Below are 24,980 nucleotides of genomic sequence, written 5' to 3'. Positions count from 1 at the left end.
CCGCGAGCGATCATGATCAATGACGTGGTGGCCGGTCAGCGCAGCGCGGCGGCGAGCTCCTCGAACTGCTCCTGCAGGGTGGTGAGCTCCTCGGTGACGGCCTCGCCGACCTCGTCGCCGCTGGCGAACTGGTTGTCAGCGCCGTTGTCGGCCGGGGCGGGGCCGCCACCGTAGCCGAGCGCGTTCGCGTCGCCGTCGACGGTGATGCCGCCGGACTCCAGGAAGATGATTTGGTTACCGGTGGCGCCGGCCGGGACCGCCACGCTCTGGGCTCGGCTGAACGCGACCCGGTTGTCCGTGCCGGCCACCTCGACCGTGTCGGCGGGACCGAAGCCGAGGGCGTTGGCGTTGCCGTCCACCTGGACGCTCCCGCTCCGGCCGGTCAGCACCTCGGTGTCGTCCGCGGCGACGACGAGGTCGGCCGGCACCTCGGAGTCGAGGAACACCCGGGCGCCGGAGGCGGTGATCGTCACCTCCGGACAGTCGCCGACCAGGATGGCCGGGTCCACCGCCGCCGAGACGGTCACCGGCTGGCCGCCGCAGTCGAAGGCCCCGACGGCCTGGATCTCGCCGCTGTCGGGCAGTGCCTTGATCGTGAGGCCGTCGAGGACCGGGTCCGGGTCGAAGGCGGACACGTCCCCCGTGCTGTCGCTGTCCTCGGACGGCTGGTCGGACGCCTCGGACTCGTCTGCCGGCTCGTCGGCCGGCTCGTCCGACGGCTGGTCGGTGGCGGCGTCGTCCGGGCCGGTGCTGTCGGTGCCGGCGTCCTCCTGGGTGGCGACGGTGTCCGCGTCGTCGCGCAGCTCGGCGGAGCAGGCACCGAGCGCGAGGAAGCCGGCCAGCGCGACGGCGACGGCGGTGCGGCGGGTCGTGGAGCTCGTCATGGTCTTCACCTTTCGGGTGGTCGGCGCGCCGGTGCGACCTCGTCGGGGCGCCGAGCGCTTGATCGTGCTCCCGACGCTAGGGAGGCGCCGCGTCGCAGCGGTCCCGGCGATGTCGCAGGTTCGCGACACCGCGCACCGGTCCGGTGACACCCGGGACGACCACGGTCACCGGGCGGGGCCGATCGCCGGGATGAGCACCCGCACCGACGTGCCCTCGCGTGGCCGGCTGCGCAGCTCCACCCGGCCGTCGTGGCGCAGCGCGATCGCCTTCACCAGGGCGAGCCCCATGCCGCTGCCGGGGATGGACCGCACGTCGCTGCCCCGCGACAGCTCGTCCCACACCACCCGCTGGTCGTCCTCGGCGATGCCGCGGCCGGTGTCGGCGACCTCGATCGCCACCCAGGCGCCGGCCTCCTCGCTGGCGCGCACCTCGATGGTGTCGCCGTCGGCGGAGTACTTGACGGCGTTGGTCACCAGGTTGAGCAGCGCCGTGTGCAGGAGGTCCTCGTCGCCGCGGACCTGGGGAAGTGGCCACGGCGCGCGCGGCACCGAGGTCGTGAACATCCGGTCCTCGGCGCCGGGCGCGGTGCGGGCGTCGTCGACCACCAGCTCCAGCAGCGCGGCTAGGTCGACCGGGCGCCGGTCGATCTCCCGGGTCTCCACGTCGGCGAGCTTGCGCAGGTCGGCGAGGAGCCGGGCGATGCGGCGCGAGGAGCCGCCGATCGTGGCGACCGCCTGCTCGACCTCGGCGGACCGCTCCTCACCGGCCAGGAGCTGCTGGGCGGACGCGGCTGCCGTCCGCAGCGCCGTCAGCGGGTTCTTGAGCTCGTGGTCGAGACGGATCAGCAGCCGCGCCCGGGACGCGGCGGCGGCCTCGGCCGCCTCAGCCCGCGCGGCTGCCCGCGCGTGCTCGAGCGCACGGCGGTGCGCCCGCGTGGTGAGCACGACGACGCCGGCGATCAGCGCCGCGGTGAGTGCGGCCAGGCCGATCGCCCCGGCGAGTGACGTGGTGACGACGAGTGTCTGGTCCATGTCACCCCGTCCTCGGCGGCGTCGACACCTCAGCGCCGAACCGGTATCCGGAGCCGGGCACGGTGTCGATCCACGTCGGGTCGGCCGCGTCGTCGCCCAGTGCCCGGCGCAGCTCGGCGATCCGGTTGTCCACGGCGCGGGTCCCGACCGCGTCGTCGAAGCCCCAGAGCACCTCGAGCAGCCGCTGCCGCGACAGCGCCTCGTCCGGATGCGTCATGAGGTACTCCAGCAGCGTGAGCGCCTTCGGCGTGAGCGTCAGCTCACGGGTGCCGAGCCAGGCCCGTCGCGCCACCCGGTCCAGCCGGAGGGTTCCGCTGCTCAGCTCCGCCGCCGTGGCCAGCGGCTGCCGCCCGCCGCCGGTGCGGCGCAGCACCGCGCGGATCCGGGCGACCAGCTCATGCGGGTCGAAGGGCTTGTTGAGGTAGTCGTCGGCACCTTCCTCCAGCGCCATCGCCCGTTCCACCGCCTCGCCGACCTGGGTGAGCAGCAGGACGGGGACCCAGTCGTCGCGCTGGCGCAGCCGGCGCAGCACCTCGCGGCCGTCGGCGCCGGGCATGAGCACGTCCAGCACGCACAGGTCGGGCTCGTGCCGGTCGACCTCGTCGAGCGCCAGCAGGCCGTCCGCGGCGGTGATGACGTCGAAGCCGCTGCGGGTCAGGAACGGCCCGACGGCGCCGAGCACGTCGGGCTCGTCGTCTGCGAGCAGCACCAACGGGCGCTGCCGGGCCTGGGAGTGATGCGCCACGGTCCGGCAGCGTACCGGGCGCGGGCCGGCCGCTCGGCGAATCCGCGAGGGTGGACCGTCACCCGGCCGGTCGGCGAACGGGGTGAACCGGTGGCCGGCCGGGTGACGGGGCCGTGGGGCGGCGTCTCATCCGCTGCGACTGGTGGCAGCGGCGTGCGGTGGGGGTCAGAGCCCAGGCCGCGGGTCGGCCGGCGGCTCCGTGGGTGGGACGTCACCGGGGTCCGACGACGGCGACGGGTAACCGCTGGACGTCGCGGCTGCCGCGCTGGAACCCATGGGCGGACGGTCAGTGGGGCGCGGCGCGACCTTCCGCCACCACTCCTGCGCGGTCTTGATGCCGCCCACGCCGAACGCGATGGTGCCGGCGGCCAGGATCGACAGCGGCAGGTACTGCAGCAGCGTGTTCTCCACCTTCGACGTGACCGACGGTGCGAAGTTGAGGGTGTCGAACGCGGCCAGGACACCGACCACCAGGACGCCGACCCGTACCGTCGTGCTGACCCAGCCCATGTTCCGGCTCTCGGCGAACGGCCGGACGACACCGGCGGCCCAATTCGCGATCGCGGCGGCCACGAACAACACCAACAATGCAACCGCGACGAGCGGCAGATAAGCGATGAGCAGATTCAGCATGGATGTCAGCTCATCGATCTCCAGCACTTCCGCGGCGATCTGCACGAAAATGATGAAGATGAGGAAATAGACGACCTGGCCGATCAACGCCACGCCGGACGTCCCGGCCTGTCGCAGCGTGTTCTCCAGCCCGGCCGCCTCGGTCAGCCGGCCGGCGCCCACCTTCTCCAGCCCGGCCGTGAGCAGCCGGCGGATGAGTTTGGCGACCCAATGCCCGACCAGCAGCAGGAGGAGCGCGACGACCAGCCGCGGCACGAACTCACCGACGTCGGTGCCGAGATCGGTGAACGAGTCACCGAGTTGGTCGATGAAGTTGTCGGTTCTGATGTTTGTCGGCATCGATGCCTCCTACCGGTATTCCGCGTGCCCCCGAAGATAGTTCCGGCCGGCGTGCCGATCAGTGGAATTCCGATTTGCCCCGCGCTTTCCTCGAATGCGGCCGGCGGAATTGTCGGCACATGGGGGCACATGGTCGGCATCCGTCGGGCGGCACGAATCGGGTGAGCCGTGCGCGGCGGGCCGTCAGGACGCCGTCGGTGGCCCGGCATAGGGTTGTCAGCGTGGCCGATCCGTCGACGTACCGCCCGGCCCCGGGGTCGATCCCGGTCGAGCCCGGGGTGTACCGCTTCAGCGACTCCAGCGGCCGCGTCATCTACGTTGGCAAGGCCAAGAGCTTGCGGGCGCGGCTGTCGTCGTACTTCCAGGATCTGTCCGCGCTGCACCCGCGGACGCTGGCCATGGTCACCACGGCGGCCAAGGTCGAGTGGACGGTCGTGCGCACCGAGGTCGAGGCGCTGCAGCTGGAGTACTCCTGGATCAAGGAGTTCGACCCGCGCTTCAACGTCCGCTACCGCGACGACAAGTCGTACCCGTACCTCGCGGTCACCCTGAACGAGGAGTACCCGCGCGCCATGGTCATGCGCGGGGCGAAGAAGCGCGGCGTGCGCTACTTCGGCCCGTACGCACACGCCTGGGCCATCCGCGAGACGCTCGACCAGCTGCTGCGAGTGTTCCCGGTCCGCAGCTGCTCCAAGGGCGTGTTCAACCGGTCGCGGCAGATCGGCCGGCCGTGCCTGCTGGGCTACATCGGCAAGTGCTCAGCGCCGTGCGTGGGCCGGGTCGACGCCGACGAACACCGCGTCATCGCCGACGACCTCGTCGCGTTCCTCGAGGGGCGTACGGCGGGGTACGTCAGGCGGCTGGAGCGGGAGATGAAGGCGGCCGCGGCCGAGCTCGACTTCGAGCGGGCGGCCCGGCTGCGCGACGACCTGGCCGCGCTCGAACGGGCCATGGAGGCCAACGCAGTCGTCCTCGGCGACGGCACCGACGCCGACGTCGTCGCCCTCGCCGACGACCCGCTCGAGGTGGCCGTCCAGGTGTTCTACGTGCGCGGCGGGCGCATCCGCGGCCAGCGCGGCTGGGTGGCCGACAAGGCCGACGACGCGCCGGCCGGCGAGCTGGTCGAGCGGTTCCTGCTGCAGCTCTACGGCGAGCTGGGCGGCGAGGCGGTGCCGCGGGAGATCCTGGTGCCGGCGCTGCCCGACGATCCCGACGAGGCGCAGGCCCTGCACGAGCTGCTCACCGAGCTCAAGGGCGGCCGGGTCGACCTGCGGGTCCCGCAGCGCGGCGACAAGCGCGCGCTCCTGCAGACCGTTGCCGCCAACGCCGCCCAAGCGCTCAACCTGCACAAGACCAAGCGGGCCAGCGACCTCACCACCCGCAGCCGGGCGCTGGGGGAGATCCAGGACGCCCTGGAGCTGGACGAGCCGCCGCTGCGCATCGAGTGCTACGACATCTCCAACCTGGCCGGCACCGAGGTCGTCGGCTCGATGGTGGTGTTCGAGGACGGGCTGCCGCGCAAGAGCGAGTACCGAAAGTTCACCATCCGCGGTGAGCAGGGCACCGACGACGTCGCGGCCATCCGCGAGGTGCTGACCCGGCGGTTCCGCCGGCTGCAGGAGGCCGACGAGGCCACCGTCGACCCGTCCCGGCCGCGCATCGATCCCGACACTGGTAGGCCGCGCAAGTTCGCCTACGCGCCCGGGCTGGTCGTCGTCGACGGCGGGCAGCCGCAGGTCAACGCCGCTCGGCAGGCCATGGACGAGGCGGGGGTGAGTGACATCCCCGTCGTCGGGCTGGCCAAGCGCCTGGAGGAGGTGTGGCCGCCCGACTCCGACCACCCGGTGATCATGCCTCGGACCAGCGAGGGCCTGTACCTGCTGCAGCGGGTCCGCGACGAGGCGCACCGCTTCGCCATCACGTTCCACCGGCAGCGCCGGTCCACCTCCATGGTCGACAGCCTGCTCGACGGCGTGCCCGGTCTGGGGCCCGCCCGGCGCAAGGCCCTGATGACCAGGTTCGGTTCGCTGAAACGGCTCCGAGCTGCGACCATGGAGCAGATCGCGGAGGTCCCCGGCTTCGGTCCTGCGACGGCGCAGGCGGTGGTGGACGCGCTGGCCGCACGGCCGGCGGCACCGGCCGTGAACACCGCCACCGGTGAGGTGCTCGAATCATGATCAGCACCGGTTGGTGCCGACTCGCAACGCACGAGGGGGATGGGTAACGATGAACGACCAGGGCCGGTCGTCCGAGGCGCAGACCACCGACAGGCTGGAGCTCCTGCTCGTCACCGGGATGTCCGGCGCCGGCAAGACGGCCGCCACCGCGGCACTCGACGACATCGGCTGGTTCGTGGTCGACAACCTCCCGCCGTCGCTGCTCATGGACCTCGTCACCACCGTCACCACGCGCACCGACCTGCGCCGGGTCGCCGTCGTCGCCGACGTCCGGGGAGGCGTGTTCTTCTCCGAGCTGCGCGGCGCGCTGGACCTCCTGGGCGAGCAGGGCATCCGCCCGACGGTGCTGTTCCTGGAGGCCAGCGACGAGGCACTGGTCCGCCGGTTCGAGTCCGCCCGCCGCCCGCACCCGCTGCAGGCCGGTGGCCGGGTCCTGGAGGCCATCGAGCGCGAGCGCGAGGAGCTGGCGTCGCTGCGGGTGGCCGCAGACGTCGTCGTCGACACCTCGCTGCTGAACGTGCACGAGCTGGGCGCCCGGGTCCGGGCCGCGTTCTCCGGGCCGGAAGTGGGGCTGCGGGCCATCGTCGTCTCGTTCGGCTTCAAGTACGGTCTCCCGGTGGACGCTGACATGGTCGCCGACATGAGGTTCCTGCCCAACCCGCACTGGGTGCCGCACCTGCGCGTGCAGAACGGCACCGACGTCGAGGTCAGCGACTACGTCCTGGCCCAGCCCGGCGCGGAGGAGTTCCTCGACCACTACAGCGAGCTGGTCGAGATGGTCTCGCAGGGGTACCTGCGAGAGGGCAAGCGGTTCGTGACGCTCGGCATCGGCTGCACCGGCGGCAAGCACCGCAGTGTCGCGATGACGGAGGCGCTGGCCCAGCGGCTGCGCAAACAGGGCATCGAGACCCTCGTCGTGCATCGGGACCTCGGCCGGGAATGACCGCGCTGCCACCGGTCCCGGCCCGGCGCGGCACGGCTCCCCGGCTGGCCGGCCCCAAGGTGGTCGCGCTCGGCGGCGGGCACGGGCTGGCGGCGTCGCTGGCGGCGCTGCGCCGCATGGCGGGGCGGCTGACGGCCGTCGTCACCGTCGCCGACGACGGCGGGTCCAGCGGGCGGCTGCGCTCCGAGCTGGGAGTGCTGCCCCCTGGCGACCTGCGGATGGCGCTGGCGGCGCTGTGCGGCGACGACGACTGGGGGCGCACCTGGGCGCGGGTGCTCCAGCACCGGTTCGCCAGCGGCGGCGAGCTGCACAACCACGCCGCCGGCAACCTGCTCATCGTGGCACTGTGGGAGCTGCTGGGCGGGCACGTCGAGGGCCTGGACTGGGTGGGCCGGCTGCTCGGCGCCCAGGGTCGGGTGCTGCCCATGTCGCTGCTGCCACTGAACATCGAGGCGCTGGTCGGCCGGCCCGGCCGTCCGGGCGCCCCGCGCGAGATCACCACCGTCTCCGGCCAGCACGCGGTGGCCACCGTCGACGGCGACATCGTCGCGGTCCGCCTGGTCCCGGAGAGCCCGCCGGCCTGCCCGGAGGCGCTGGACGCCATCGCCGACGCCGACTGGATCGTGCTCGGGCCGGGCTCGTGGTTCAGCAGCGTCGTGCCGCACCTGCTGGTACCGGAGCTGCGCGACGCGTTGGTGTCCGCGCCGGCGCGGCGGGCGGTCACGCTCAACATCTCCGAGGAGGGCGGCGAGACCACCGGCTTCACCCCTGAGATGCACCTGGAGGTGCTCGGCGTGTACGCGCCCGACCTGCGCATCGACCTCGTCATCGCCGAGCGGTCGGCGTGCCGCGACGAGAAGCTGCTGCGCCGGATCGCCGGCGAGATGGGCGCCGAGCTGGTCGTCACCGACGTCGCGGTCGGCGACGGCACCGCGCGGCACGACCCCGACCGGCTGGGCCGCGCGTTCGCCGACACCCTGGGCCGGGGCGGCATCGGCCCCTGGCGCTGACCGCGTTTTCCATGATCATCAAGGGTTGGCGACGCTGTGACGTCGCCAACCGTTGATGATCATGGGCGACGGTTGAGAGCCGGCCGCCGGCGGGTCCGTAGTGTGGCAGGATCGAGCGCATGGCGATGACAGCATCCGTGAAGGACGAGCTGGCTCGCCTCGAGGTGACCAAGACGTGCTGCCGCAAGGCCGAGGTGTCGTCGCTGTTGCGCTTCGGCGGCGGCCTGCACATCGTCAGCGGGAAGATCGTCATCGAGGCCGAGCTGGATACGGGGGTCGCGGCCCGCAGGTTGCGGCGTGACATTGCGGAGGTGTTCGGCCACGAGAGCGACGTTGCTGTCGTCTCTGCCGGGGGGTTGCGCAAGGGCAGCCGCTACGTCGTGCGGGTGGTTCGCGACGGCGAGCGGCTGGCGCGCCAGACCGGACTGATCGACGGCAGCGGCCGGCCCGTCCGCGGGCTGCCGCCGCAGGTGGTCAACGGCGCCGACCACGACGCCGAGGCCGCTTGGCGCGGCGCGTTCCTCGCGCACGGTTCGCTCACCGAGCCCGGCCGGTCGTCCGCGCTCGAGGTCACCTGCCCCGGCCCGGAGGCGGCGCTGGCGCTGGTCGGCGCGGCCCGGCGGCTGGAGATCCAGGCCAAGGCGCGCGACGTGCGCGGCACCGACCGGGTGGTCGTGCGCGACGGCGACGCCATCGGCGCACTGCTCACCCGGCTCGGCGCCCACGACAGCGTGCTGGCCTGGGAGGAGCGCCGGATGCGCCGCGAGGTGCGCGCCACGGCGAACCGGCTGGCCAACTTCGACGACGCCAACCTGCGTCGCTCCGCCCGAGCCGCCGTCGCCGCGGGTGCCCGGGTCGAGCGGGCGCTGGAGATCCTCGGCGACGACGTCCCCGACCACCTGCGCTCGGCCGGGCTGCTGCGCCTGGAGAACAAGCAGGCCAGCCTCGAGGAGCTCGGTCAGCTCTCCGATCCGCCGATGACGAAGGACGCCGTCGCCGGCCGCATCCGCCGGCTGCTCGCGATGGCCGACCGCAAGGCGGCCGATGAAGGCGTCCCCGACACCGAGGCGAGCCTCACCCCGGAGATGCTGGCGCCGTGACGCTGCCCGACCCGGGCGCCGAACCGGGTACGGCGGAGGCGGCGGACGCGGCGGACGCGGTGGGCGCGACGGCGCGTGGCGGTGCGGCCGCGGAGGAGCCGGATTCCGGCTGGGCGATGCAGATCGTCGTCCACCTGCCTCGGTCGGGGTCGCCGGAGGGCGAGCCGCCCACCCGGTCCGAGCTGTTCGAAGCCGTCGCCGCCGCCGTCGCCGGGTTGATCGACGCCGGATACGCCGACGACGCCGACCCCGCCTGGGTGGCGGCGCTGCGGCAGTACGAGGACGGCTGGATCCGCAAGGTGGTCCGGCGCGCCCGCGGCATCGGCTGGCGGCGGACGGCCGACGTGCCGGGTGTCAGCGTCGAGCACGGTGCCGCGCGGGTGCGCGCGCTGGTGCCCGGACCCGTCGACGCCCTGCCGGACGCCGTCCGCAAGCTGCAGGTCGGCGGTACCGAGGTCGCCGACGAGCCCGACGCCGTCACCGAACCCACGGCAGCCGGTCCCGCAGCCGCGGTGGTCGAGTTCGCGGCGGTGGAACCCGCGGCGCTCGTCGTCGCCGTCAACCCGACCGTCACCATGACCGCCGGGAAGGCGGCCGCTCAGGTCGGGCACGCCGCGCAGCTGGCCTGGCACGCCATGCCCGCCGGCCGGCGCCGTGCGTGGGCCGCCGGCCGGTTCGTGACCCGGCTCGCCCCGGTGCGCCCGCACGAGTGGGCGGCGGCCACGGCGCGGGCGCGCGTCGTCGTGCGCGACGGGGGACTGACCGAGGTCGAACCGGGTACGACGACGGCTTTAGCATGGTGGTGACGGGCAGGCAGATGTTTCCGGCAGCGATGCCCTAATGTTTCCGTTGGGTCACCACGACGGGGTGGGACGACCGATCGGCGGCCTCGGCCGCGACGACGCGGCCCCGGCGCCCACTGCCTCGGCCGCCACCGAGCTACACACCCTGAACCGTGAAGGAGCAACTTCCGATGACCGTTCGTGTTGGCATCAACGGCTTCGGCCGGATCGGGCGCAACTTCGCCCGCGCGGTGATCGCGCAGGGCCGTGACGACATCCAGATCGTCGGCGCCAACGACCTCACCGACACCAAGACCCTCGCGCACCTGTTCAAGTTCGACTCCATCCTCGGCACGCTCGCCGACGTCAGCTACGACAGCGACTCCATCAGCGCCGGCGGCCAGACCATCAAGGTGCTCAGCGAGCGCGATCCCGCTCAGCTGCCGTGGAAGGACCTCGGCGCCGACGTCGTGCTGGAGTCCACCGGCTTCTTCACCGACGCCACCAAGGCGAAGGCCCACGTCGACGGCGGGGCGCAGAAGGTCGTCATCTCCGCCCCGGCGAAGAACGAGGACGTCACCGTCGTGCTGGGGGTCAACGAGAACGAGTACGACCCCGCCGCACACACGATCATCTCCAACGCGTCGTGCACCACCAACTGCCTGGCGCCCATGGCCAAGGTGCTCAACGACTCGTTCGGCATCGAACGCGGCTTCATGACCACCATCCACGCCTACACCGCCGACCAGAACCTGCAGGACGGGCCGCACAAGGACCTGCGCCGGGCCCGGGCCGCCGCCGTCAACCTGGTGCCGACCAGCAGCGGTGCGGCCAAGTCCATCGGCCTGGTGCTGCCTGAGCTCAAGGGCAAGCTCGACGGGTACGCCATCCGGGTGCCCACGCCGACCGGCTCGGCCACGGACCTGACCGTCGCGGTGAGCCGCGAGGTCAGCGTCGAGGAGGTCAACGGCGCCTTCAAGGCCGCCGCTGAGGGCGCACTGGCCGGCTACCTGCGCTACACCGAGGACGAGATCGTGTCCAGCGACATCGTCACCGACCCGTCGTCGTGCATCTTCGACGCCGGCCTGACCAGGGTCATCGGCAACCAGGTGAAGGCGGTCGGCTGGTACGACAACGAGTGGGGCTACTCCAACCGGCTGGTGGACCTGGTCCGCTACGTCGGCAACTCGCTCTGAGCGCGATGAAGGGTATCGACGAGCTGGGGGACCCGCGCGGCAAGCGGGTGCTCCTGCGCTCAGACCTCAACGTGCCGTTGGAAGGCGAGGCCGGTGACTCCGTGATAACGGACGACGGCCGCATCCGCGCCTCCGTCCCGACCGTCCAGGCCCTGCGCGACGCCGGCGCGCGCGTCGTCGTCGTCGCCCACCTGGGCCGGCCGAAGGGCTCGCCGGACGCCAGGTACTCCCTCGCCCCGGTGGCCAAGCGGCTGTCCGAGCTGCTCGGCGCCGAGGTCGCCTTCGCCACCGACACCGTCGGCGAGAGCGCCCGCAAGACCGTCGCCTCGCTGAACGACGGCGACGTCGCCCTACTCGAGAACCTGCGCTTCGACGCGCGGGAGACCAGCAAGGACGACGCCGAGCGCGAGGCGTTCGCGCGTGAGCTGGCCGAACTCGCGGACGTGTTCGTGTCCGACGGGTTCGGTGTCGTGCACCGCAAGCAGGCCAGCGTGTACGACGTCGCCACGCTGCTGCCGCACGCGGCCGGTCAGCTGGTGCTGGCCGAGGTGCGGGCGTTCTCGAAGGTGCTCGACGAGCCCGAGCGGCCGTACGTCGTCGTCCTCGGCGGGTCGAAGGTCTCGGACAAGCTGGGCGTCATCGACAACCTGCTGGACAAGGTCGACCGGCTGCTCATCGGTGGCGGGATGGCGTTCACGTTCCTGGCCGCTCAGGGCTACGAGGTCGGTGGGTCGCTGCTCGAGCGCGACCAGATCGACACCGTGCGCGGCTACATCGAGCGCGCGGCGGATCGAGGTGTCGAGCTGGTGCTCCCGGTCGACGTCGTCGTAGCGGCCGAGATCAGCGCGGACGCGCAGACCTCCGTCGTGCCCGCGTCGGCCATCCCGGCCGACCAGAAGGGCCTCGACATCGGCCCGGCCACGATCGAGCTGTTCCGCGGCAACCTGGCCGACGCGAAGACGGTGGTATGGAACGGCCCGATGGGCGTGTTCGAGCTGACACCGTTCGCCGGCGGCACGCGAGAGGTCGCGGTGGCCATATCCTCTCTGGTCGACGGCACCAGTGTCGTCGGCGGCGGTGACTCCGCGGCCGCGGTGCGCCAGCTCGGGCTTGACGAGGGCGCGTTCACGCACATCTCGACCGGCGGCGGGGCGTCGCTGGAGCTGCTGGAGGGCAAGAAACTGCCCGGCCTCACGGTGCTGGAGGACTGACCCATGGCGACCACCGCGCGCCGGCCGCTGATGGCCGGCAACTGGAAGATGAACCTCACCCACCTCGAGGCCATCGCGCTGGTGCAGAAGCTCGCCTTCTCCCTCACCGACGACGACCTCGAGAAGGTCGAGGTGGTGGTGCTCCCGCCGTTCACCCACATCCGCTCGGTGCAGACCCTCGTCGACGCGGACAAGCTCAACATCGGCTACGGCGCGCAGGACCTCTCCCAGCACGTCGCCGGCGCCTACACGGGCGAGATCTCCGGTGCACAGCTGGCGAAGCTGGGCTGCACGTACGCCGTCGCCGGCCACTCCGAGCGGCGGCAGTACCACCACGAGGACGACGCGCTGGTCAACGCGAAGGTGAAGGCGGCTCTCGAGCACGAGCTGGCCCCCATCCTGTGCATCGGCGAGCCGCTGGAGGTCCGGCAGGAGGGCCGTCATGTCGAGCACACGCTGGCCCAGCTGGACGGTGGCCTGGACGGGCTGACGGCGCAGCAGGCGGCCACCGTCGTCGTCGCGTACGAGCCGGTGTGGGCCATCGGCACCGGCGAGGTGGCCACCCCGGACGACGCGCAGGAGATGGCCGCGGCCATCCGCGAGCGGCTCGGCAAGCTGTACGACGCCGAGGTCGCGAAGGCCGTCCGGGTGCTCTACGGCGGCTCGGTGAAGTCCTCGAACATCAAGCCGATCATGGAGCGGACCGACGTCGACGGCGCCCTCGTCGGCGGCGCGAGCCTGGACGCGCAGGAGTTCGCGCTGATAGCCCGGTACCACCGAAACCCGTGAGCGATCACCCGCCCCGGCGCCCGCGCCGGGGCGGGGTAACATTCGGCACGACAGGCTCGAACGCGTAGTCTTGGAGCGGCTGCCGGCACCGGCCGAGCACGCTGATCCGAAAGGACAAGGCTGACCACCGTGGAACTGGCATTCTCGATTCTGCTCGTCGTCACCAGCGGGCTGCTGATCTTGCTGGTGCTGATGCACAAGGGCAAGGGTGGCGGCCTGTCGGACATGTTCGGCGGCGGCGTCTCGTCCTCGCTGGGTGGTTCTTCGGTGGCCGAGCGCAACCTCGACCGTCTCACCGTCGCCCTCGGGCTCATCTGGGCGGCCGCCATCATCGCACTCGGGTTGCTGCGCGCCAGCTAGTTCGTCGAGGGAGGACGCACCGTGGTCGGAGGCAACGCGATCCGTGGAAGCCGGGTGGGCGCCGGACCCATGGGGGAGGCGGAACGGGGCGACGCCGCGCCTCGCCGCAAGGTGACGTACTACTGCGAGCACGGCCACGAGAGCTCGCCGAGCTTCGCCGCCGAAGCGGTCATCCCCGACTCGTGGGACTGCATCCGGTGCGGCCTTCCGGCCAGCCAGGACCGCGAGCACCCGCCGTCGGCGCCACGCATCGAGCCGTACAAGACCCACCTCGCGTACGTGAAGGAGCGGCGCAGCGACGAGGACGGCGCGGCCATCCTCGAGGAGGCGCTGCAGGCGCTGCGCAAGCGCCGCAGCCTCTGAACCCAGCCGGGTCGTCAGTCCGGGTGGTGCTCCAGGAAGCCCCGGGCGGCCCGCACCATGTCCGCGCGTAGTTCGGCAGGTTCGCTTACCACCACGTCGCCGGCCAGGCCGAGCAGGTACACCCTGGTCTCGTAGGCCGACTCGAACGTCATGGCCACGTCGTACCACCCGTCCGGCCGCTCGATCACCTCGTCGACGACGGCGTTCGGCGCCCAGCGCAGCCGCGGGGCGGCCCGGCTACGCACCCGCAGCCGTACCGGGTAGCGGCGCAACCCGGCGAAGAACCGCTCGGCGGTGCGCTCCCAGTGCGCGGCCAGGTCGAAGCCGTCCGGCCGGGTGAACGACTCGCCGGTGTCGTCGGCGTGCTGGATGCGGGCGGTCCGGTAGGTGCGGTAGCCGGTGGTGTCGTCGGCGTCGGCGGTGGCGTCGGTTTCGACGGTGAGGTCGGTGCGCCGCGCCACCAGGTACCACGACCGCTTCTTCGCCACCAGGCCCAAGGGCTCGACGACGACGGGGTCCGGCGCGCTGCCGTAGCGCAGCCGCAGCCGGTGCTCGTCCCACACCGCGCGCTGCAGCACCGGCAGCCACGGCGAGTCCTCGCGCAGCTCCTGCCAATCCGTATGGTCGACCAGGACGCGTTCACGGGCGAGGTCGGCGTCGCGGCGGGCGTGCGCCGGGACGGTGGCCAGCAGCTTCGCGGTGGCGGTCGCGGCGGCGTCGTCCAGGCCCAGGTCGGCGAGGACGTGCGTGGTGGAGGCGACGAAGAGGGCGGCGGTCTCGGCGGGGTTGAGGCCGGTGAGCCGGGTCCGGTAGTCCGCGGCCAGCGACCAGCCGCCGGATCGGCCGCGGTCGGCGTAGACGGGGAACCCGGCGCCGCTGAGCGCGTCGAGATCGCGCTGGACGGTGCGCGGGGAGACCTCGAGCCGTCGCGCCAGCTCGCCCGCGGTCAGCCGCCCGTGCGACTGCAGCAGCAGCACGATCTGGACCAGCCGTTCGGCACGCACCCTCCAAATATGACAGACGATGTCCTATTTCGCCGCTAGCGTGCGGTGGCATGACGTGGACCGAGGATCTCGCCGGACAGCTGGACTTCTACTGGACCTTCCATCTCCGGCCGCGGCTGGCCGGCCTGACCGACGACGAGTACCTGTGGGAGCCGGTCGACGGCGGGTGGAGCCTGCGTCCGCCCCGGGAGAGGGACGGTGCCTGGGTGCTGGACGGCCTGGAGCCGGAGCCGCCAATCCCGCCGGTCACCACGATCGCCTGGCGCGTGGTCCACATCGGCCGGGACGTGCTGGGCAAACGCGCGCGGGCGTTCTTCGCGCCGGACTCCGTGCCCGGCGGCGTACCGGTGCCGGACGACGTCGTCATGTACGACGACCGCTACTGGCCGGAGCCGCCGCCGACCACGGCCGCCGACGCCCTGGAGCTCCTGGAGCGCGCCTACGGGCTCTGGCGAGACGGCGTCGCCGCCCTCGACGACGAGACGTCGCGCCGGCCGCTGGGCCCGAAGGGCGGCCCGTACGCGGCGGATCCCATGGCGGCACTGGTCCTGCATGTCAACCGCGAGGTGATGGCGCACGGTGCGGAGATCTGCCTGCTGCGCGACCTGTACCGGGCCCACCGCGACCGAGAGGACCCGCTGGTGGTGGCGGTGCTGCGTGGCGACGGCGCCGAGGTGGAGCGGCTGGCGGGCGGTGGCGGGGCCGGCGCTGGTGCCACCGTGCGGCCGCTGGTCGCCGAGGCGGCGGGGCTGCGGCACTGGGACGTGGTGCGTGCCCTCGTGCGGCACGGCTTCGACGTGAACGGCGGCGTCACCGGTGCGCTGCACTACGCGGCCGCGGCCGGTGCCCTGGACGTCGTCCGGCTGCTGGTGGAGCACGGCGCCGACACGGACGCCGTCGACGACCGGTTCCAGCTGCCGCCGGCCGGCTGGGCCGACTACTACGGGCACGGCGAGGTCGCGACCTACCTGCGCTCGGTCGGCGGATGAGTGGGGCTCGGCTCAGGCGTCGGTGAGCTGGACGTGGCTCCCGGCCTGGTGGTTCAGCAGGGTCAGCTGGATGCTCAGCTCGCGCAGGGTGTCCCTCGGGCAGCCCGGCCGCGACCACGCCGCCGGTGGCCGGGGAAGGCGGCTGGTCAGGGGGAGGCGACGCGGGCGAGGTCGGCGGGCAGCTCCGCGGCCGCCGCGCGGTCGAGCAGCCACCGGGTGGCCCGCTCGCCGTTCGCGCCGGCGGCCGGGACCTGGACCGGCCCGGACCCTTCCAGCGCCATCCGGACCGCCGGGGCCTTGTCCGGACCGGCCACGACCAGCCAGACCTCGTCGGCGGAGCGGATGACCGGCATGCTGAGGCTGATCCGCAGGGGCGGCGGCTTGGGCGCGCCACGCACGCCGACGACGGGGCGGTCGTCGTGCAGGGCGGGGTGTTCGGGGAACAGCGACGCGACGTGGCCGTCCGGCCCCACGCCCAGCAGCAGCACGTCGAAGACCGGCGCGCCGGAGTGTGCCCGCTTCGCCGTCTGCGCGGCCAAGGCCTGCGCGTACTGCTCGGCACCGTCCTCCGGGGTGAGGTCGCCGACGGCGGCCGGCATCGGGAAGACCCGGGCGGGGTCGACCGGGACGTGGTCGAGCAGGGCAGACCGGGCCTGCGTCTCGTTGCGGTCGGGGTCGCCGGGCGGCAGGAAACGCTCGTCGCCCCACCAGACCGACAACGCGTCCCAGTCGACGGCGCCCCTGGCCGGCGACGCCGCCACCGCCCGGAGGGTCGCGATGCCGGCCGTGCCGCCGGTGAGCACCACGGACGCATCGCCGTGCGCGGCCTGGGCGTCCACGAGCCTGGTGACGAGCCGGGCCGCGACGGCCTGGACCAGGGTCTCGGCGTCGCGGTGGATGACGACGGTGGGAGGGGTCATCGCCGGACCTTCGCCTTCGTTCGGGTGGTCTTGCCGGTCTCGTGCTGCCGCTTCAGGCCCTCCCTGATGACCTCGCCGTAGATCTCGTCCGGGTCGAGCCGGCGCAGCTCCTCGGCCAGGCACTCGGCCGCGGTGCGGCGGGGGAGCGACACTCGCCGCTCGGCCCGCCCGGGGACGGTGAGGACGGCGTTCTCGTCGTCGGGGCGCTCGATCGTGATCGGCCCGGACTCGCGGTCCAGGCGCACGCTGAGCAGGCCGTCGACGCCGGAGGCCTTGGTGCGGGTGACCGGGACGTCCAGGCACTTCGCGAGCCACCCGGCCAGCAGGTCGGCGCTGGCGTTGTCCGGTCCGCCGACGACGCGCGCCGCGCTGACCGACTCGTACGGGGGCTGGTCCAGTGCCGCGGCCAGCAGCGCCCGCCACAGTGTCAGCCGGGTCCACGTCAGGTCGGTGTCGCCCGGCCTGTAGCCCTCGACGCGGTCGTGCAGCGCCGCGATCGGGCGCTTGCAGGCGGCCACGTCGGTGATGCGCCGCTGCGCCAGGCTGCCGATGGGGTCCTCCGACGGCGCCTCGGGCGCCTCGGCCGGCCACCACACCACCACCGGGTTGTCCGGTAGGAGCAGCGGGACGACGATGGACTCCTGGTGTCCGGTCAGCGGGCCGAACGTGCGCAGCACCACCACCTCGCTGGCACCGGCGTCGCCGCCGACCCGGATCTGGGCGTCCAGGCGCGCCGAGCCGCGGGACGTGCCGCGGATGATGGCGATGATGCGGCACGGGTGCTCGTGGCTGGCCTTGTTGGCAGACTCGATGGCATCCTCGGCGTCGGCCTCGTCGACGACGATGACCAGCGTCAGCACGCGGCCGAGGGCCACCGCGCCGTGCTTCTCGCGCAGCTCGACCAGGCGCTTGCCGACGCCGCCCGCCGTCGTCGACGGGATGTCGATGATCATGTCAGCTCCAGTCTCCGGCCGTCACGGCCGGCGCCAGCCGCGGCCGTCGCGGGCGAGCATGGCGTCGGCGGCCTCCGGTCCCCAGCCACCGGGCAGGTACTGCTCGGGCTTGGAGCCGCTCGCGGTCCAGTGCTCCTCGATCGGATCGAGGATCTTCCACGACAGCTCGACCTCCTCGTGCCGGGGGAACAGCGGCGGGTCGCCGAGCAGCACGTCGAGGATGAGCCGCTCGTAGGCCTCCGGGCTCTCCTCTGTGAAGGCGTAGCCGTAGCCGAAGTCCATCGTGACGTCGCGGACCTCCATGGCCGTGCCGGGCACCTTGGAGCCGAACCGGATGGTCACGCCCTCGTCCGGCTGGACCCGGATGACCAGCGCGTTCTCGCCCAGCTCCTCGGTAGCGGTGGACTCGAACGGCAGGTGCGGCGCCCGCTTGAACACGATGGCGACCTCGGTGACGCGACGCCCCAGCCGCTTGCCGGTGCGCAGGTAGAACGGGACGCCGGCCCAGCGGCGGGTGTCGATGTCGAGGCGGACGGCCGCGTACGTCTCCGTCGTCGACGCCGGCGGAATGCCGTCCTCCTCGAGGAAGGCCTTGACCGGGACGCCGCCGGCCCAGCCCGCGGCGTACTGGCCTCGAGAGGTGTAGGCGTCGAGGTCAAGTGGCAGCCGGACCGCGGAGAGCACCTTCTCCTTCTCCGCGCGCAGGTCGGCGGCGTCGAAGGAGACCGGCTCCTCCATCGCGACCAGCGCCAGCAGCTGCAGCAGGTGGTTCTGGATGACGTCGCGCGCCGCGCCGATGCCGTCGTAGTACCCGGCCCGCCCGCCGATGCCGATGTCCTCGGCCATCGTGATCTGCACGTGGTCGACGTAGTGAGCGTTCCAGATCGGCTCGAACAGCTGGTTGGCGAACCGCAGCGCCATGATGTTCTGGACCGTCTCCTTGCCCAGGTAGTGGTCGATGCGGAAGATCGAGTCGGGCGGGAAGATGCTCTCGACGGTGGCGTTGAGCTCACGGGCGCTGGCCAGGTCGTGGCCGAACGGCTTCTCGATGATGACCCGCCGCCACTGGTCCTCGTTCTCCGGCGTGGCCAGCCCTGAGCGGGCCAGTTGCTTGCACACCACGTCGAAGAACGACGGCGGGATGGACAGGTAGAACGCGAAGTTGCCGCCGGTGCCCTGCTGGCGGTCGAGGTCGTGGACCGTCTCGGCCAGCCGGTCGAACGCCTCGTCGTCGGAGAAGTCGCCGGGCACGAACCGGAACCCCTGGGCGAGCTGGCGCCAAGTGGACTCCCGGAACGGCGTGCGGGCGTGCTCCTTGACCGCGTCGTGCACGATCTTGCCGAAGTCCTGGGTCGCCCAGTCCCGCCGGGCGAACCCGACCAGGGAGAAGCCGGGCGGCAGCAGGCCGCGGTTGGCGAGGTCGTACACCGCGGGCATCAGCTTCTTGCGGGCCAGGTCGCCGGTGACGCCGAAGATCACCACGCCGCACGGCCCGGCGATGCGGGGCAGGCGCTTGTCGCGCTTGTCCCGCAACGGGTTCTGCACACTCACCGAAGAACGCCTCTCAGGGTCTGGACGCCGGCCGCGCGGTCGGTCAGGTGGAGCCGCAGCACCGGCCGGCCGAGGTCGGCGAGCACCTGGGCGTCACCGGCCGCCTGCGCGGCGATGAGCTGGCCGAACGTGAACGGGCGGTCCGGGATCGGCAGGTCCTCGACAGCCGTCCCGGTGATCTGCAGGAACACGCCCCGGGCCGGGCCGCCCTTGTGGTACTGGCCGGTCGAGTGCAGGAACCGCGGCCCCCAGCCGAACGTCGCCGGCCGCTCGGTCCGCTGCTCCAGCGGCACCCGCACGTCGGCCAGGACGGCGTCGGCGCCCTCGCGGTCGAGGTAGGCCATGACGGCCAGGTAGCCGTTCGGCTCCAGCCCTCCCAGCAGCGCTTCGACGGCGCCGGCCAGCGAGTCGACACCGTCGAGCAGGCCGGCCGAGCCGCGGACCTCGACCCCGCCGTCGACGAACGCCGGCGGCTGCGGCCCCGGCGTCGCGTCCAGCAGGCCGCGGGCGGCGGCCTTGGCGCTCTCGACGTCTGGCTGGTCGAACGGGTTGATGCCCAGCAGCTTCCCGGCGACCGCCGTCGCGTACTCCCAGAGCAGGAACTGCGCGCCGAGCTCACCTCGGACGACGACCCCCAAGGCCGGCGGCTGCGCGGGCGAGCCGACCAGCGCCGGGAGCACGTCGTCGGCAGGGTGGGCGACCTCGGGGTCGTCCAGGCTGCCGGCGGCGATCGGCAGGACGCCGGTGCCCTGCTTGCCGGTGGACTCGGCGATCAGTTGCTCGGCCCAGTCGGCGAACCCGGCGATGCCGGAGCCGGCGTCGGCGATGGCGACTTTGTCATAGGCAGCCGCGGCCTCGATGTGTACTTTTCCGGCGCCGAGCGCGGCGCCCAGGCGCAGCGCGGGATTGTCCGGGACGTCGCCGGAGAGGAGGGTGGCGACGGCGCTCGCCGAGTCCAGCAACGCGGCGATGTCGGCACCCGCCAGCCCGCTCGGGACCAGGCCGAACGCCGTCAGCGCCGAGTAGCGCCCGCCGACGTCGGGGTCGGCGAGGAAGACCTTGCGGTAGCCGCTCTTCTCGGCCAGGTCCGCCAGGCCCGAGCCGGGGTCGGTGACGACGACGATGCGGCTGGCCGCGTCGATGCCGGCCGCCGTGAACGCCGCCTCGAACACGCGGCGCTGGCTGTCGGTCTCGACCGTCGAGCCGGACTTGCTGGAGACGACGATCACCGTGCGGTCGAGCCTGTCGGCCAGCGCCCGCCGCACCGCGCCCGGGTCGGTGGTGTCGAGGACCGTCAGCTCGACCCCGGCGGTGCGGGTGATGACTTCCGGCGCCAGCGAGGAGCCGCCCATGCCGGCCAGGACGATGCGGTCCAGGCCTTCGTCGCGCAGCTGCGCCGACAGCGCCTCGATCTCGGCCAGCAGCGGCCGCGAGGTCTCGTGCAGGTCCGTCCAGCCCAGCCGGATGGACGCCTCGGGCTCGGCCTCCGGACCCCATAGAGAGGCGTCCTTTGCCGCGATGCGTGAGGCGACCTTCTCGCCGACGAGAGCATCGACGACGGCGTCCACGTCGACGCCGTGCGTGGTGACGGCCAGTGCGGTCACTTCGCCGCCTCCAGCTTGGCGTCGACGGACTCCAGCAGGTCGTTCCAACTCGTCTCGAACTTCTCCACGCCCTCACGCTCGAGCACGGCGCTGACATCGTCCAGGTCGACGCCGGCGGCGCTGACCGCGTCGAGCGTCGCGCGGGCGTCGTCGTAGAACGGCCGCACCGTGTCGCCGCTGATGACGCCGTGGTCGGCGACCGCCTCGATGGTGGCCTCCGGCATGGTGTTGACGGTGTCCGGCGCGACCAGCTGCGCGACGTACATGGTGTCGTCGTAGTCGGGGTTCTTCGTCGACGTCGACGCCCACAGCGGGCGCTGGCGCTGGGCACCGGCGGCTTCGAGACGCTGCCAGCGCTCGGCCGAAACGACCTCCTCGTAGGCGGCGTAGGCCAGCCGGGCGTTGGCGATCGCGGACTTCCCGCGCAGCGCCAGCGCCGCATCGGTCCCGACCGCCTCCAGCCGCTTGTCGATCTCGGTGTCGACCCGGCTGACGAAGAAGGACGCGACCGAGGCGATGCCCTCCAGCGACCCGCCGGCGGCCAACCGCTGCTCGAGGCCGGCCTGGTAGGCATCCATGACCTCACGGTAGCGGTCGATCGAGAAGATCAGCGTGACGTTCACGCTGATGCCGGCGGCGATCGTCGCGGTGATGGCCGGCAGCCCGGCCTTCGTCGCCGGGATCTTGACGAAGAGGTTGGACCGGTCGACCTCGTCCCACAGCTCGCGGGCCTGGACGATCGTCGCGTCGGCGTCGTGGGCCAACCGCGGGTCGACCTCGATGGACACCCGTCCGTCGCCCTTGGTGCTGCGCTCGGCTATCGGCGCGAACAGGTCGGCCGCCGCGCGGACGTCGTCGGTGGTGAGGTCGCGTACCGCCGCGGCGGCGTCGGACCCCTGCGCGGCGTGCCGGCGCAGGTCGTCGTCGTACAGGCTGCTCTTGGACATGGCGGCCTGGAAGATCGACGGGTTGGTGGTGACGCCGACGACGTGCTGCCCGTCGATCAGCGCCTGCAGGTTTCCGGTCGTGAGCCGGTCGCGCGAGAGGTCGTCGAGCCAGATGGCGACGCCCTCCTCGCTCAGCCGGGCGAGCGGTTCGGTTGCACTCATGGTGATCTCCCCTTAGGCGTGCGAGATGGAGTCGCGGGCAGCGGCGACCACGGCGTCAACCGTGAGGCCGAACTCGCGGTACAGGGTCTTGTAGTCCGCCGACGCCCCGAAGTGCTCCAGGCTGACCGCTCGGCCGGCGTCGCCGAGGTAGCGGTACCAGCTCATGGCCACACCCGCCTCGACGGAGACCCGAGCCTTGACGGCCGCGGGCAGGACCGACTCGCGGTACTCGGCGTCCTGCTCCTCGAACCACTCCTGCGAGGGGAAGGAGACGACGCGGGTCGGTACGCCGTCGGCCTGCAGCCGCTCCCGGGCCTCGACGGCCAGCTGCAGCTCCGAGCCGGTGGCCATCAGTATGAGCTGCGGATCGCCGCCCTCGGCCTCGGCGAAGACATAGGCACCGCGTGCGGTGCTCTCGGCCGACGCGTACGTGTCGCGGTCGAACGTGGGGACGTTCTGCCTGGTCAGCGCGATACCGGCCGGGTGGGCGCGCTCCAGGATGGTGCGCCAGGCGACGGCGGTCTCGTTGGCGTCGGCCGGCCGGACGACGTCGAAGCCGGGGATGGCGCGCAGCGCCGACAGGTGCTCGACCGGCTGGTGGGTTGGGCCGTCCTCGCCCAGGCCGATGGAGTCGTGCGTCCACACGAACGTCGCCGGCACCTGTTGCAGCGCCGCCAGCCGCACCGCGGCCCGCTGGTAGTCGCTGAACACGAGGAACGTGGCGGCGTAGGGACGGGTGAGGCCGGCCAGGGCGATGCCGTTGTTGATCAGGCCGCTGGCGAACTCGCGGACGCCGAAGTGGAGCGTGCGGCCGTACGGGTGGCCCGGGAACATCTTGCTGGAGCGCTTCTCCGGCAGGAAGCTCGGCTCGCTCTCGATGGTGGTGTTGTTCGAGCCGGCGAGGTCGGCCGAGCCGCCCCACAGCTCCGGCAGCACCGGCGCGACGGCGTTGATGACCTTGCCGGACGCGGCCCGGGTCGCCAGGCCCTTCTCCGAGGCCTCGAAGACCGGCAGCGCGTCGGTCCAGCCGTCGGGCAGCGCGCGCTTCTGCAGCCGGTCGAGTAGCGCGGCTCGTTCGGGCTCGGCCTCGCGCCAGGCGGCGAAGCGCTGGTCCCACTCGCTGCGCAGCTCCCGGCCGCGCTCGGTCATCTCGCGGGCGTGCGCGAGCACGTCGTCGGCGACGTCGAAGCTCTTCTCCGGGTCCGCGCCCATGACGCTCTTGGTGGCCGCGACCTCCTCGGGACCCATGGCCGTGCCGTGGATGCCGCCGGTGTTCTGCTTGTTCGGCGACGGCCAGCCGATGATGGTGCGCACGGCGATGAACGACGGCCGGTCGGTGACGGCCCTCGCGTTCTCCAGCGCCTCGTAGACGGCCCGCGGGTCCTCCTTGTAGTCGCCGCCGGCGGTGAAGTCGACCACCTGGGTGTGCCAGCCGTAGGCCTCGTAACGGGCCACGGTGTCCTCGGTGAAGGCGATGTTGGTGTCGTCCTCGATGGAGATGTGGTTGTCGTCCCAGATGACGACGAGGTTGCCCAGCTCCTGCGTGCCGGCGAGCGAGCTGGCCTCGCTGGTCACGCCCTCCTCGAGGTCGCCGTCGGAGGCGATGACGTAGACGTGGTGGTCGAAGACGCTCTCGCCGGGTGCGGCGTCGGGGTCGAGCAGGCCGCGGATGCGCCGGGCCGCGAAGGCCATGCCGACCGCCGTCCCGAAGCCCGAACCCAACGGGCCCGTGGTGACCTCGACGCCGTCGGTGTGGCGGTACTCCGGATGCCCCGGGGTGGCCGAACCCCACGTGCGGAACGCCTTGAGGTCGTCGAGCGTGACGTTGTACCCGGACAGGTAGAGCTGGATGTACTGGGTGAGGCTGCTGTGCCCCGCCGACAGCACGAACCTGTCGCGGCCCAGCCACAGCTGGTCCGACGGGTCGTGCCGGAGCACCCGCTGATAGAGCGTGTAGGCGACGGGGGCGAGGCTCATCGCCGTGCCGGGGTGCCCGTTGCCGGCCTTCTCGACGGCGTCCATGGCGAGCAGCCGCACGGTGTCGACCGCCCGGTCGTCCAGCTCGGTCCACTCGAACGATGTGGGGTTTGCGGGTGTCGTGTTCACCGGCGTGGCGTTCCTCTCAGGCGGTACGGATCCGGTCGGGCTCGCACTACGGTCGCCGTCGGCGGACGACTCCCGCACGTTCGAGCGTATCGACGTGCGATCGAGGCTTGCCCGGCCGATCGGTCCTTTGGGCCCACGGTTAGACTCAACAGGCCATGCATGGCGGATGTTTCCGTCCCGCCTGTCTCTTCGACCACACGAAGGTGAACGTTGACGTCCGTCGAGCCGAGCCCCGTCGATAGGCGCCGCGTACCGACGCCGTCGCGGCTGGCACGGGTCCGCGACGTGGTGGCCTCCTACGTCTCGCTCATGAAGCTGCGGGTCGTCGAGCTGCTGCTCATCACGACGCTGCCGGCCATGGTGCTGGCAGAGCGCGGGCTGCCGTCGCTGGGCCTGGTGGCGGCCACCCTGGTGGCCGGAACCCTCGCAGGTGGAAGTGCCCACGCCTTCAACCAGGTGCTCGAGCGCGACATCGACGCCGTCATGCACCGCACCCGGCGCCGCCCGGTGGCGCGGTCGGTCGTCGGGCCCTACCCCGCGTTCGCCTTCGCGTCGGTCCTGCTGGCGGCCTCGGTGGCCATCATGCTGGCGTGGGTCAACGCGCTGGCCGCCGCGCTGACCATCGCGGCCAACCTGTTCTACGTCCTCGTCTACACCATGCTGCTCAAGCGACGGACGTCGCAGAACATCGTCTGGGGCGGCGTGGCCGGCTGCGTGCCCACCCTGATCGGCTGGGCCGCCGTGACGGGGACGCTGGACTGGCCGCCGGTGCTCCTGTTCCTGGTCGTGTTCTTCTGGACGCCGCCGCACTACTGGCCGCTGGCCATGCGGTACCGCGACGACTACGCGCGCGCCGGTATCCCAATGCTGCCCGTGGTGGCGTCGTCACGCACCGTCGCGCTGCAGATCCTCCTGTACTCGTGGGCCATGGTCGCCACCACGCTCGTGCTGTGGCCGGTCGCCGACCTCGGCTGGATCTTCGGCCTGGCCGCAGTACTCACCGGCGCCTGGTTCCTCATCGAGGCGCACCGGTTGTACGGCCGGGCGCGGCGTGCCGGCGACGGCGCCGGGCTCACCGCCATGCGCCTGTTCCACGGTTCCATCACCTACCTGACCGTGGTCTTCGTCGCCGTCATGGCCGACATCCTCGTCCTCGGCTGACGACGCCTCGAAGCCGCGG

23 protein-coding genes are annotated in these 24,980 nt (G+C 72.4%); 12 read left to right on the top strand and 11 right to left on the bottom strand.

Annotated features, from left to right (window positions below):
- Nucleotides 1-35 precede the first annotated feature (35 nt).
- From E1269_RS20145 to E1269_RS20130, 4 genes are all read right to left on the bottom strand, one after another.
- Nucleotides 36-884 (bottom strand): DUF3060 domain-containing protein, encoded by an 849-nt coding sequence (locus E1269_RS20145; RefSeq protein WP_131897834.1) that lies wholly within the window; start codon nt 882-884, stop codon nt 36-38.
- Nucleotides 885-1,049: 165 nt separating this feature from the next.
- Entirely contained in the window at nt 1,050-1,916 is an 867-nt protein-coding gene (locus E1269_RS20140; RefSeq protein WP_131897832.1) for a sensor histidine kinase, read from the bottom strand.
- A gap of 1 nt (nt 1,917) precedes the next feature.
- Nucleotides 1,918-2,661: a response regulator transcription factor gene (locus E1269_RS20135; protein WP_131897830.1), complete on the bottom strand. Its 744-nt coding sequence runs from the start codon at nt 2,659-2,661 to the stop codon at nt 1,918-1,920.
- 165 nt (nt 2,662-2,826) lie between these two features.
- Nucleotides 2,827-3,633 (bottom strand): mechanosensitive ion channel family protein, encoded by an 807-nt coding sequence (locus E1269_RS20130; RefSeq protein ID WP_131897828.1) that lies wholly within the window; start codon nt 3,631-3,633, stop codon nt 2,827-2,829.
- 221 nt (nt 3,634-3,854) lie between these two features.
- Here E1269_RS20130 and uvrC point away from each other — a divergent pair, with 221 nt between their 5' ends.
- The 10 genes from uvrC to E1269_RS20080 all read left to right on the top strand — a co-directional run bounded on the left by uvrC (nt 3,855) and on the right by E1269_RS20080 (nt 13,564).
- On the top strand, nt 3,855-5,810 hold the full coding sequence (gene uvrC, locus E1269_RS20125) for an excinuclease ABC subunit UvrC (RefSeq protein ID WP_131897826.1): 1,956 nt from the start codon (nt 3,855-3,857) through the stop codon (nt 5,808-5,810).
- Nucleotides 5,811-5,859: 49 nt separating this feature from the next.
- Nucleotides 5,860-6,753, top strand: a complete 894-nt coding sequence (gene rapZ / locus E1269_RS20120; RefSeq protein WP_131897824.1) for an RNase adapter RapZ — start codon at nt 5,860-5,862, stop codon at nt 6,751-6,753.
- Complete coding sequence (locus tag E1269_RS20115; protein WP_131897822.1) at nt 6,750-7,763, top strand: gluconeogenesis factor YvcK family protein; 1,014 nt, start codon at nt 6,750-6,752, stop codon at nt 7,761-7,763. Before rapZ ends, E1269_RS20115 begins: the two co-directional genes overlap by 4 nt.
- Nucleotides 7,764-7,882: 119 nt before the next feature.
- Complete coding sequence (gene whiA, locus E1269_RS20110) at nt 7,883-8,863, top strand: DNA-binding protein WhiA (protein ID WP_131897820.1); 981 nt, start codon at nt 7,883-7,885, stop codon at nt 8,861-8,863.
- Nucleotides 8,860-9,669 carry an aminoacyl-tRNA hydrolase gene (locus tag E1269_RS20105; protein WP_131897818.1) on the top strand — a complete coding sequence of 270 codons (810 nt, stop codon included), beginning with the start codon at nt 8,860-8,862 and terminating at the stop codon, nt 9,667-9,669. The genes whiA and E1269_RS20105 overlap by 4 nt, the downstream gene beginning before the upstream one ends.
- 167 nt (nt 9,670-9,836) lie before the next feature.
- Complete coding sequence (gene gap, locus E1269_RS20100; protein WP_131897816.1) at nt 9,837-10,841, top strand: type I glyceraldehyde-3-phosphate dehydrogenase; 1,005 nt, start codon at nt 9,837-9,839, stop codon at nt 10,839-10,841.
- Between the two features lie 5 nt (nt 10,842-10,846).
- Nucleotides 10,847-12,052, top strand: coding sequence for a phosphoglycerate kinase (locus E1269_RS20095; protein ID WP_131897814.1), 1,206 nt, complete (start codon nt 10,847-10,849; stop codon nt 12,050-12,052).
- Between the two features lie 3 nt (nt 12,053-12,055).
- Nucleotides 12,056-12,841, top strand: coding sequence for a triose-phosphate isomerase (gene tpiA, locus E1269_RS20090; RefSeq protein ID WP_131897812.1), 786 nt, complete (start codon nt 12,056-12,058; stop codon nt 12,839-12,841).
- A 129-nt stretch (nt 12,842-12,970) separates the two neighbouring features.
- Nucleotides 12,971-13,201, top strand: coding sequence for a preprotein translocase subunit SecG (gene secG / locus E1269_RS20085; protein ID WP_203433917.1), 231 nt, complete (start codon nt 12,971-12,973; stop codon nt 13,199-13,201).
- A gap of 21 nt (nt 13,202-13,222) precedes the next feature.
- Nucleotides 13,223-13,564, top strand: coding sequence for an RNA polymerase-binding protein RbpA (locus tag E1269_RS20080; RefSeq protein ID WP_131897810.1), 342 nt, complete (start codon nt 13,223-13,225; stop codon nt 13,562-13,564).
- Between the two features lie 14 nt (nt 13,565-13,578).
- Here the strand turns inward: E1269_RS20080 and E1269_RS20075 are convergent, their stop codons facing one another.
- Nucleotides 13,579-14,568, bottom strand: a complete 990-nt coding sequence (locus tag E1269_RS20075; protein ID WP_131897808.1) for a helix-turn-helix transcriptional regulator — start codon at nt 14,566-14,568, stop codon at nt 13,579-13,581.
- 50 nt (nt 14,569-14,618) lie between these two features.
- On the opposite strand from E1269_RS20075, the gene E1269_RS20070 reads away from it, so the two are divergent.
- Nucleotides 14,619-15,557, top strand: a complete 939-nt coding sequence (locus tag E1269_RS20070) for a DinB family protein (protein ID WP_131897806.1) — start codon at nt 14,619-14,621, stop codon at nt 15,555-15,557.
- A gap of 146 nt (nt 15,558-15,703) precedes the next feature.
- On the opposite strand, the gene pgl is transcribed toward E1269_RS20070, so the two are convergent.
- From pgl to tkt, 6 genes are read right to left on the bottom strand one after another with little or no spacing between them, the layout of a single operon-like run.
- Nucleotides 15,704-16,477 carry a 6-phosphogluconolactonase gene (pgl, locus tag E1269_RS20065; protein WP_131897804.1) on the bottom strand — a complete coding sequence of 258 codons (774 nt, stop codon included), beginning with the start codon at nt 16,475-16,477 and terminating at the stop codon, nt 15,704-15,706.
- Entirely contained in the window at nt 16,474-17,430 is a 957-nt protein-coding gene (gene opcA, locus E1269_RS20060) for a glucose-6-phosphate dehydrogenase assembly protein OpcA (protein WP_131897802.1), read from the bottom strand. The genes pgl and opcA overlap by 4 nt, the downstream gene beginning before the upstream one ends.
- A 21-nt stretch (nt 17,431-17,451) precedes the next feature.
- On the bottom strand, nt 17,452-18,981 hold the full coding sequence (gene zwf / locus E1269_RS20055) for a glucose-6-phosphate dehydrogenase (protein ID WP_131897800.1): 1,530 nt from the start codon (nt 18,979-18,981) through the stop codon (nt 17,452-17,454).
- Nucleotides 18,978-20,585 (bottom strand): glucose-6-phosphate isomerase, encoded by a 1,608-nt coding sequence (locus tag E1269_RS20050; RefSeq protein WP_131897798.1) that lies wholly within the window; start codon nt 20,583-20,585, stop codon nt 18,978-18,980. Before E1269_RS20050 ends, zwf begins: the two co-directional genes overlap by 4 nt.
- Nucleotides 20,582-21,694, bottom strand: coding sequence for a transaldolase (gene tal, locus E1269_RS20045; protein ID WP_131897796.1), 1,113 nt, complete (start codon nt 21,692-21,694; stop codon nt 20,582-20,584). The genes E1269_RS20050 and tal overlap by 4 nt, the downstream gene beginning before the upstream one ends.
- Before the next feature lie 12 nt (nt 21,695-21,706).
- Nucleotides 21,707-23,800, bottom strand: coding sequence for a transketolase (gene tkt, locus E1269_RS20040; protein WP_131897794.1), 2,094 nt, complete (start codon nt 23,798-23,800; stop codon nt 21,707-21,709).
- A 210-nt stretch (nt 23,801-24,010) separates the two neighbouring features.
- On the opposite strand from tkt, the gene E1269_RS20035 reads away from it, so the two are divergent.
- Nucleotides 24,011-24,961 carry a heme o synthase gene (locus E1269_RS20035; protein WP_131897792.1) on the top strand — a complete coding sequence of 317 codons (951 nt, stop codon included), beginning with the start codon at nt 24,011-24,013 and terminating at the stop codon, nt 24,959-24,961.
- The last annotated feature ends 19 nt before the right edge of the window (nt 24,962-24,980 follow it).

Source organism: Jiangella asiatica (genome assembly GCF_004349065.1).
Taxonomy (GTDB): Bacteria; Actinomycetota; Actinomycetes; order Jiangellales; family Jiangellaceae; genus Jiangella; species Jiangella asiatica.
The sequence above is the reverse complement of the archived record's forward strand: the minus strand, read 5'-3'. Positions and strand labels throughout refer to the sequence as shown.

Coding starts and splice junctions, on each gene's coding strand:
- E1269_RS20145 (WP_131897834.1), bottom strand. CDS start 884: ATGACGAGCTCCACGACCCGCCGCACCGCCGTCGCCGTCGCGCTGGCC.
- E1269_RS20140 (WP_131897832.1), bottom strand. CDS start 1,916: ATGGACCAGACACTCGTCGTCACCACGTCACTCGCCGGGGCGATCGGC.
- E1269_RS20130 (WP_131897828.1), bottom strand. CDS start 3,633: ATGCCGACAAACATCAGAACCGACAACTTCATCGACCAACTCGGTGAC.
- rapZ (WP_131897824.1), top strand. CDS start 5,860: ATGAACGACCAGGGCCGGTCGTCCGAGGCGCAGACCACCGACAGGCTG.
- E1269_RS20115 (WP_131897822.1), top strand. CDS start 6,750: ATGACCGCGCTGCCACCGGTCCCGGCCCGGCGCGGCACGGCTCCCCGG.
- whiA (WP_131897820.1), top strand. CDS start 7,883: ATGGCGATGACAGCATCCGTGAAGGACGAGCTGGCTCGCCTCGAGGTG.
- gap (WP_131897816.1), top strand. CDS start 9,837: ATGACCGTTCGTGTTGGCATCAACGGCTTCGGCCGGATCGGGCGCAAC.
- E1269_RS20095 (WP_131897814.1), top strand. CDS start 10,847: ATGAAGGGTATCGACGAGCTGGGGGACCCGCGCGGCAAGCGGGTGCTC.
- tpiA (WP_131897812.1), top strand. CDS start 12,056: ATGGCGACCACCGCGCGCCGGCCGCTGATGGCCGGCAACTGGAAGATG.
- E1269_RS20070 (WP_131897806.1), top strand. CDS start 14,619: ATGACGTGGACCGAGGATCTCGCCGGACAGCTGGACTTCTACTGGACC.
- pgl (WP_131897804.1), bottom strand. CDS start 16,477: ATGACCCCTCCCACCGTCGTCATCCACCGCGACGCCGAGACCCTGGTC.
- opcA (WP_131897802.1), bottom strand. CDS start 17,430: ATGATCATCGACATCCCGTCGACGACGGCGGGCGGCGTCGGCAAGCGC.
- tal (WP_131897796.1), bottom strand. CDS start 21,694: ATGAGTGCAACCGAACCGCTCGCCCGGCTGAGCGAGGAGGGCGTCGCC.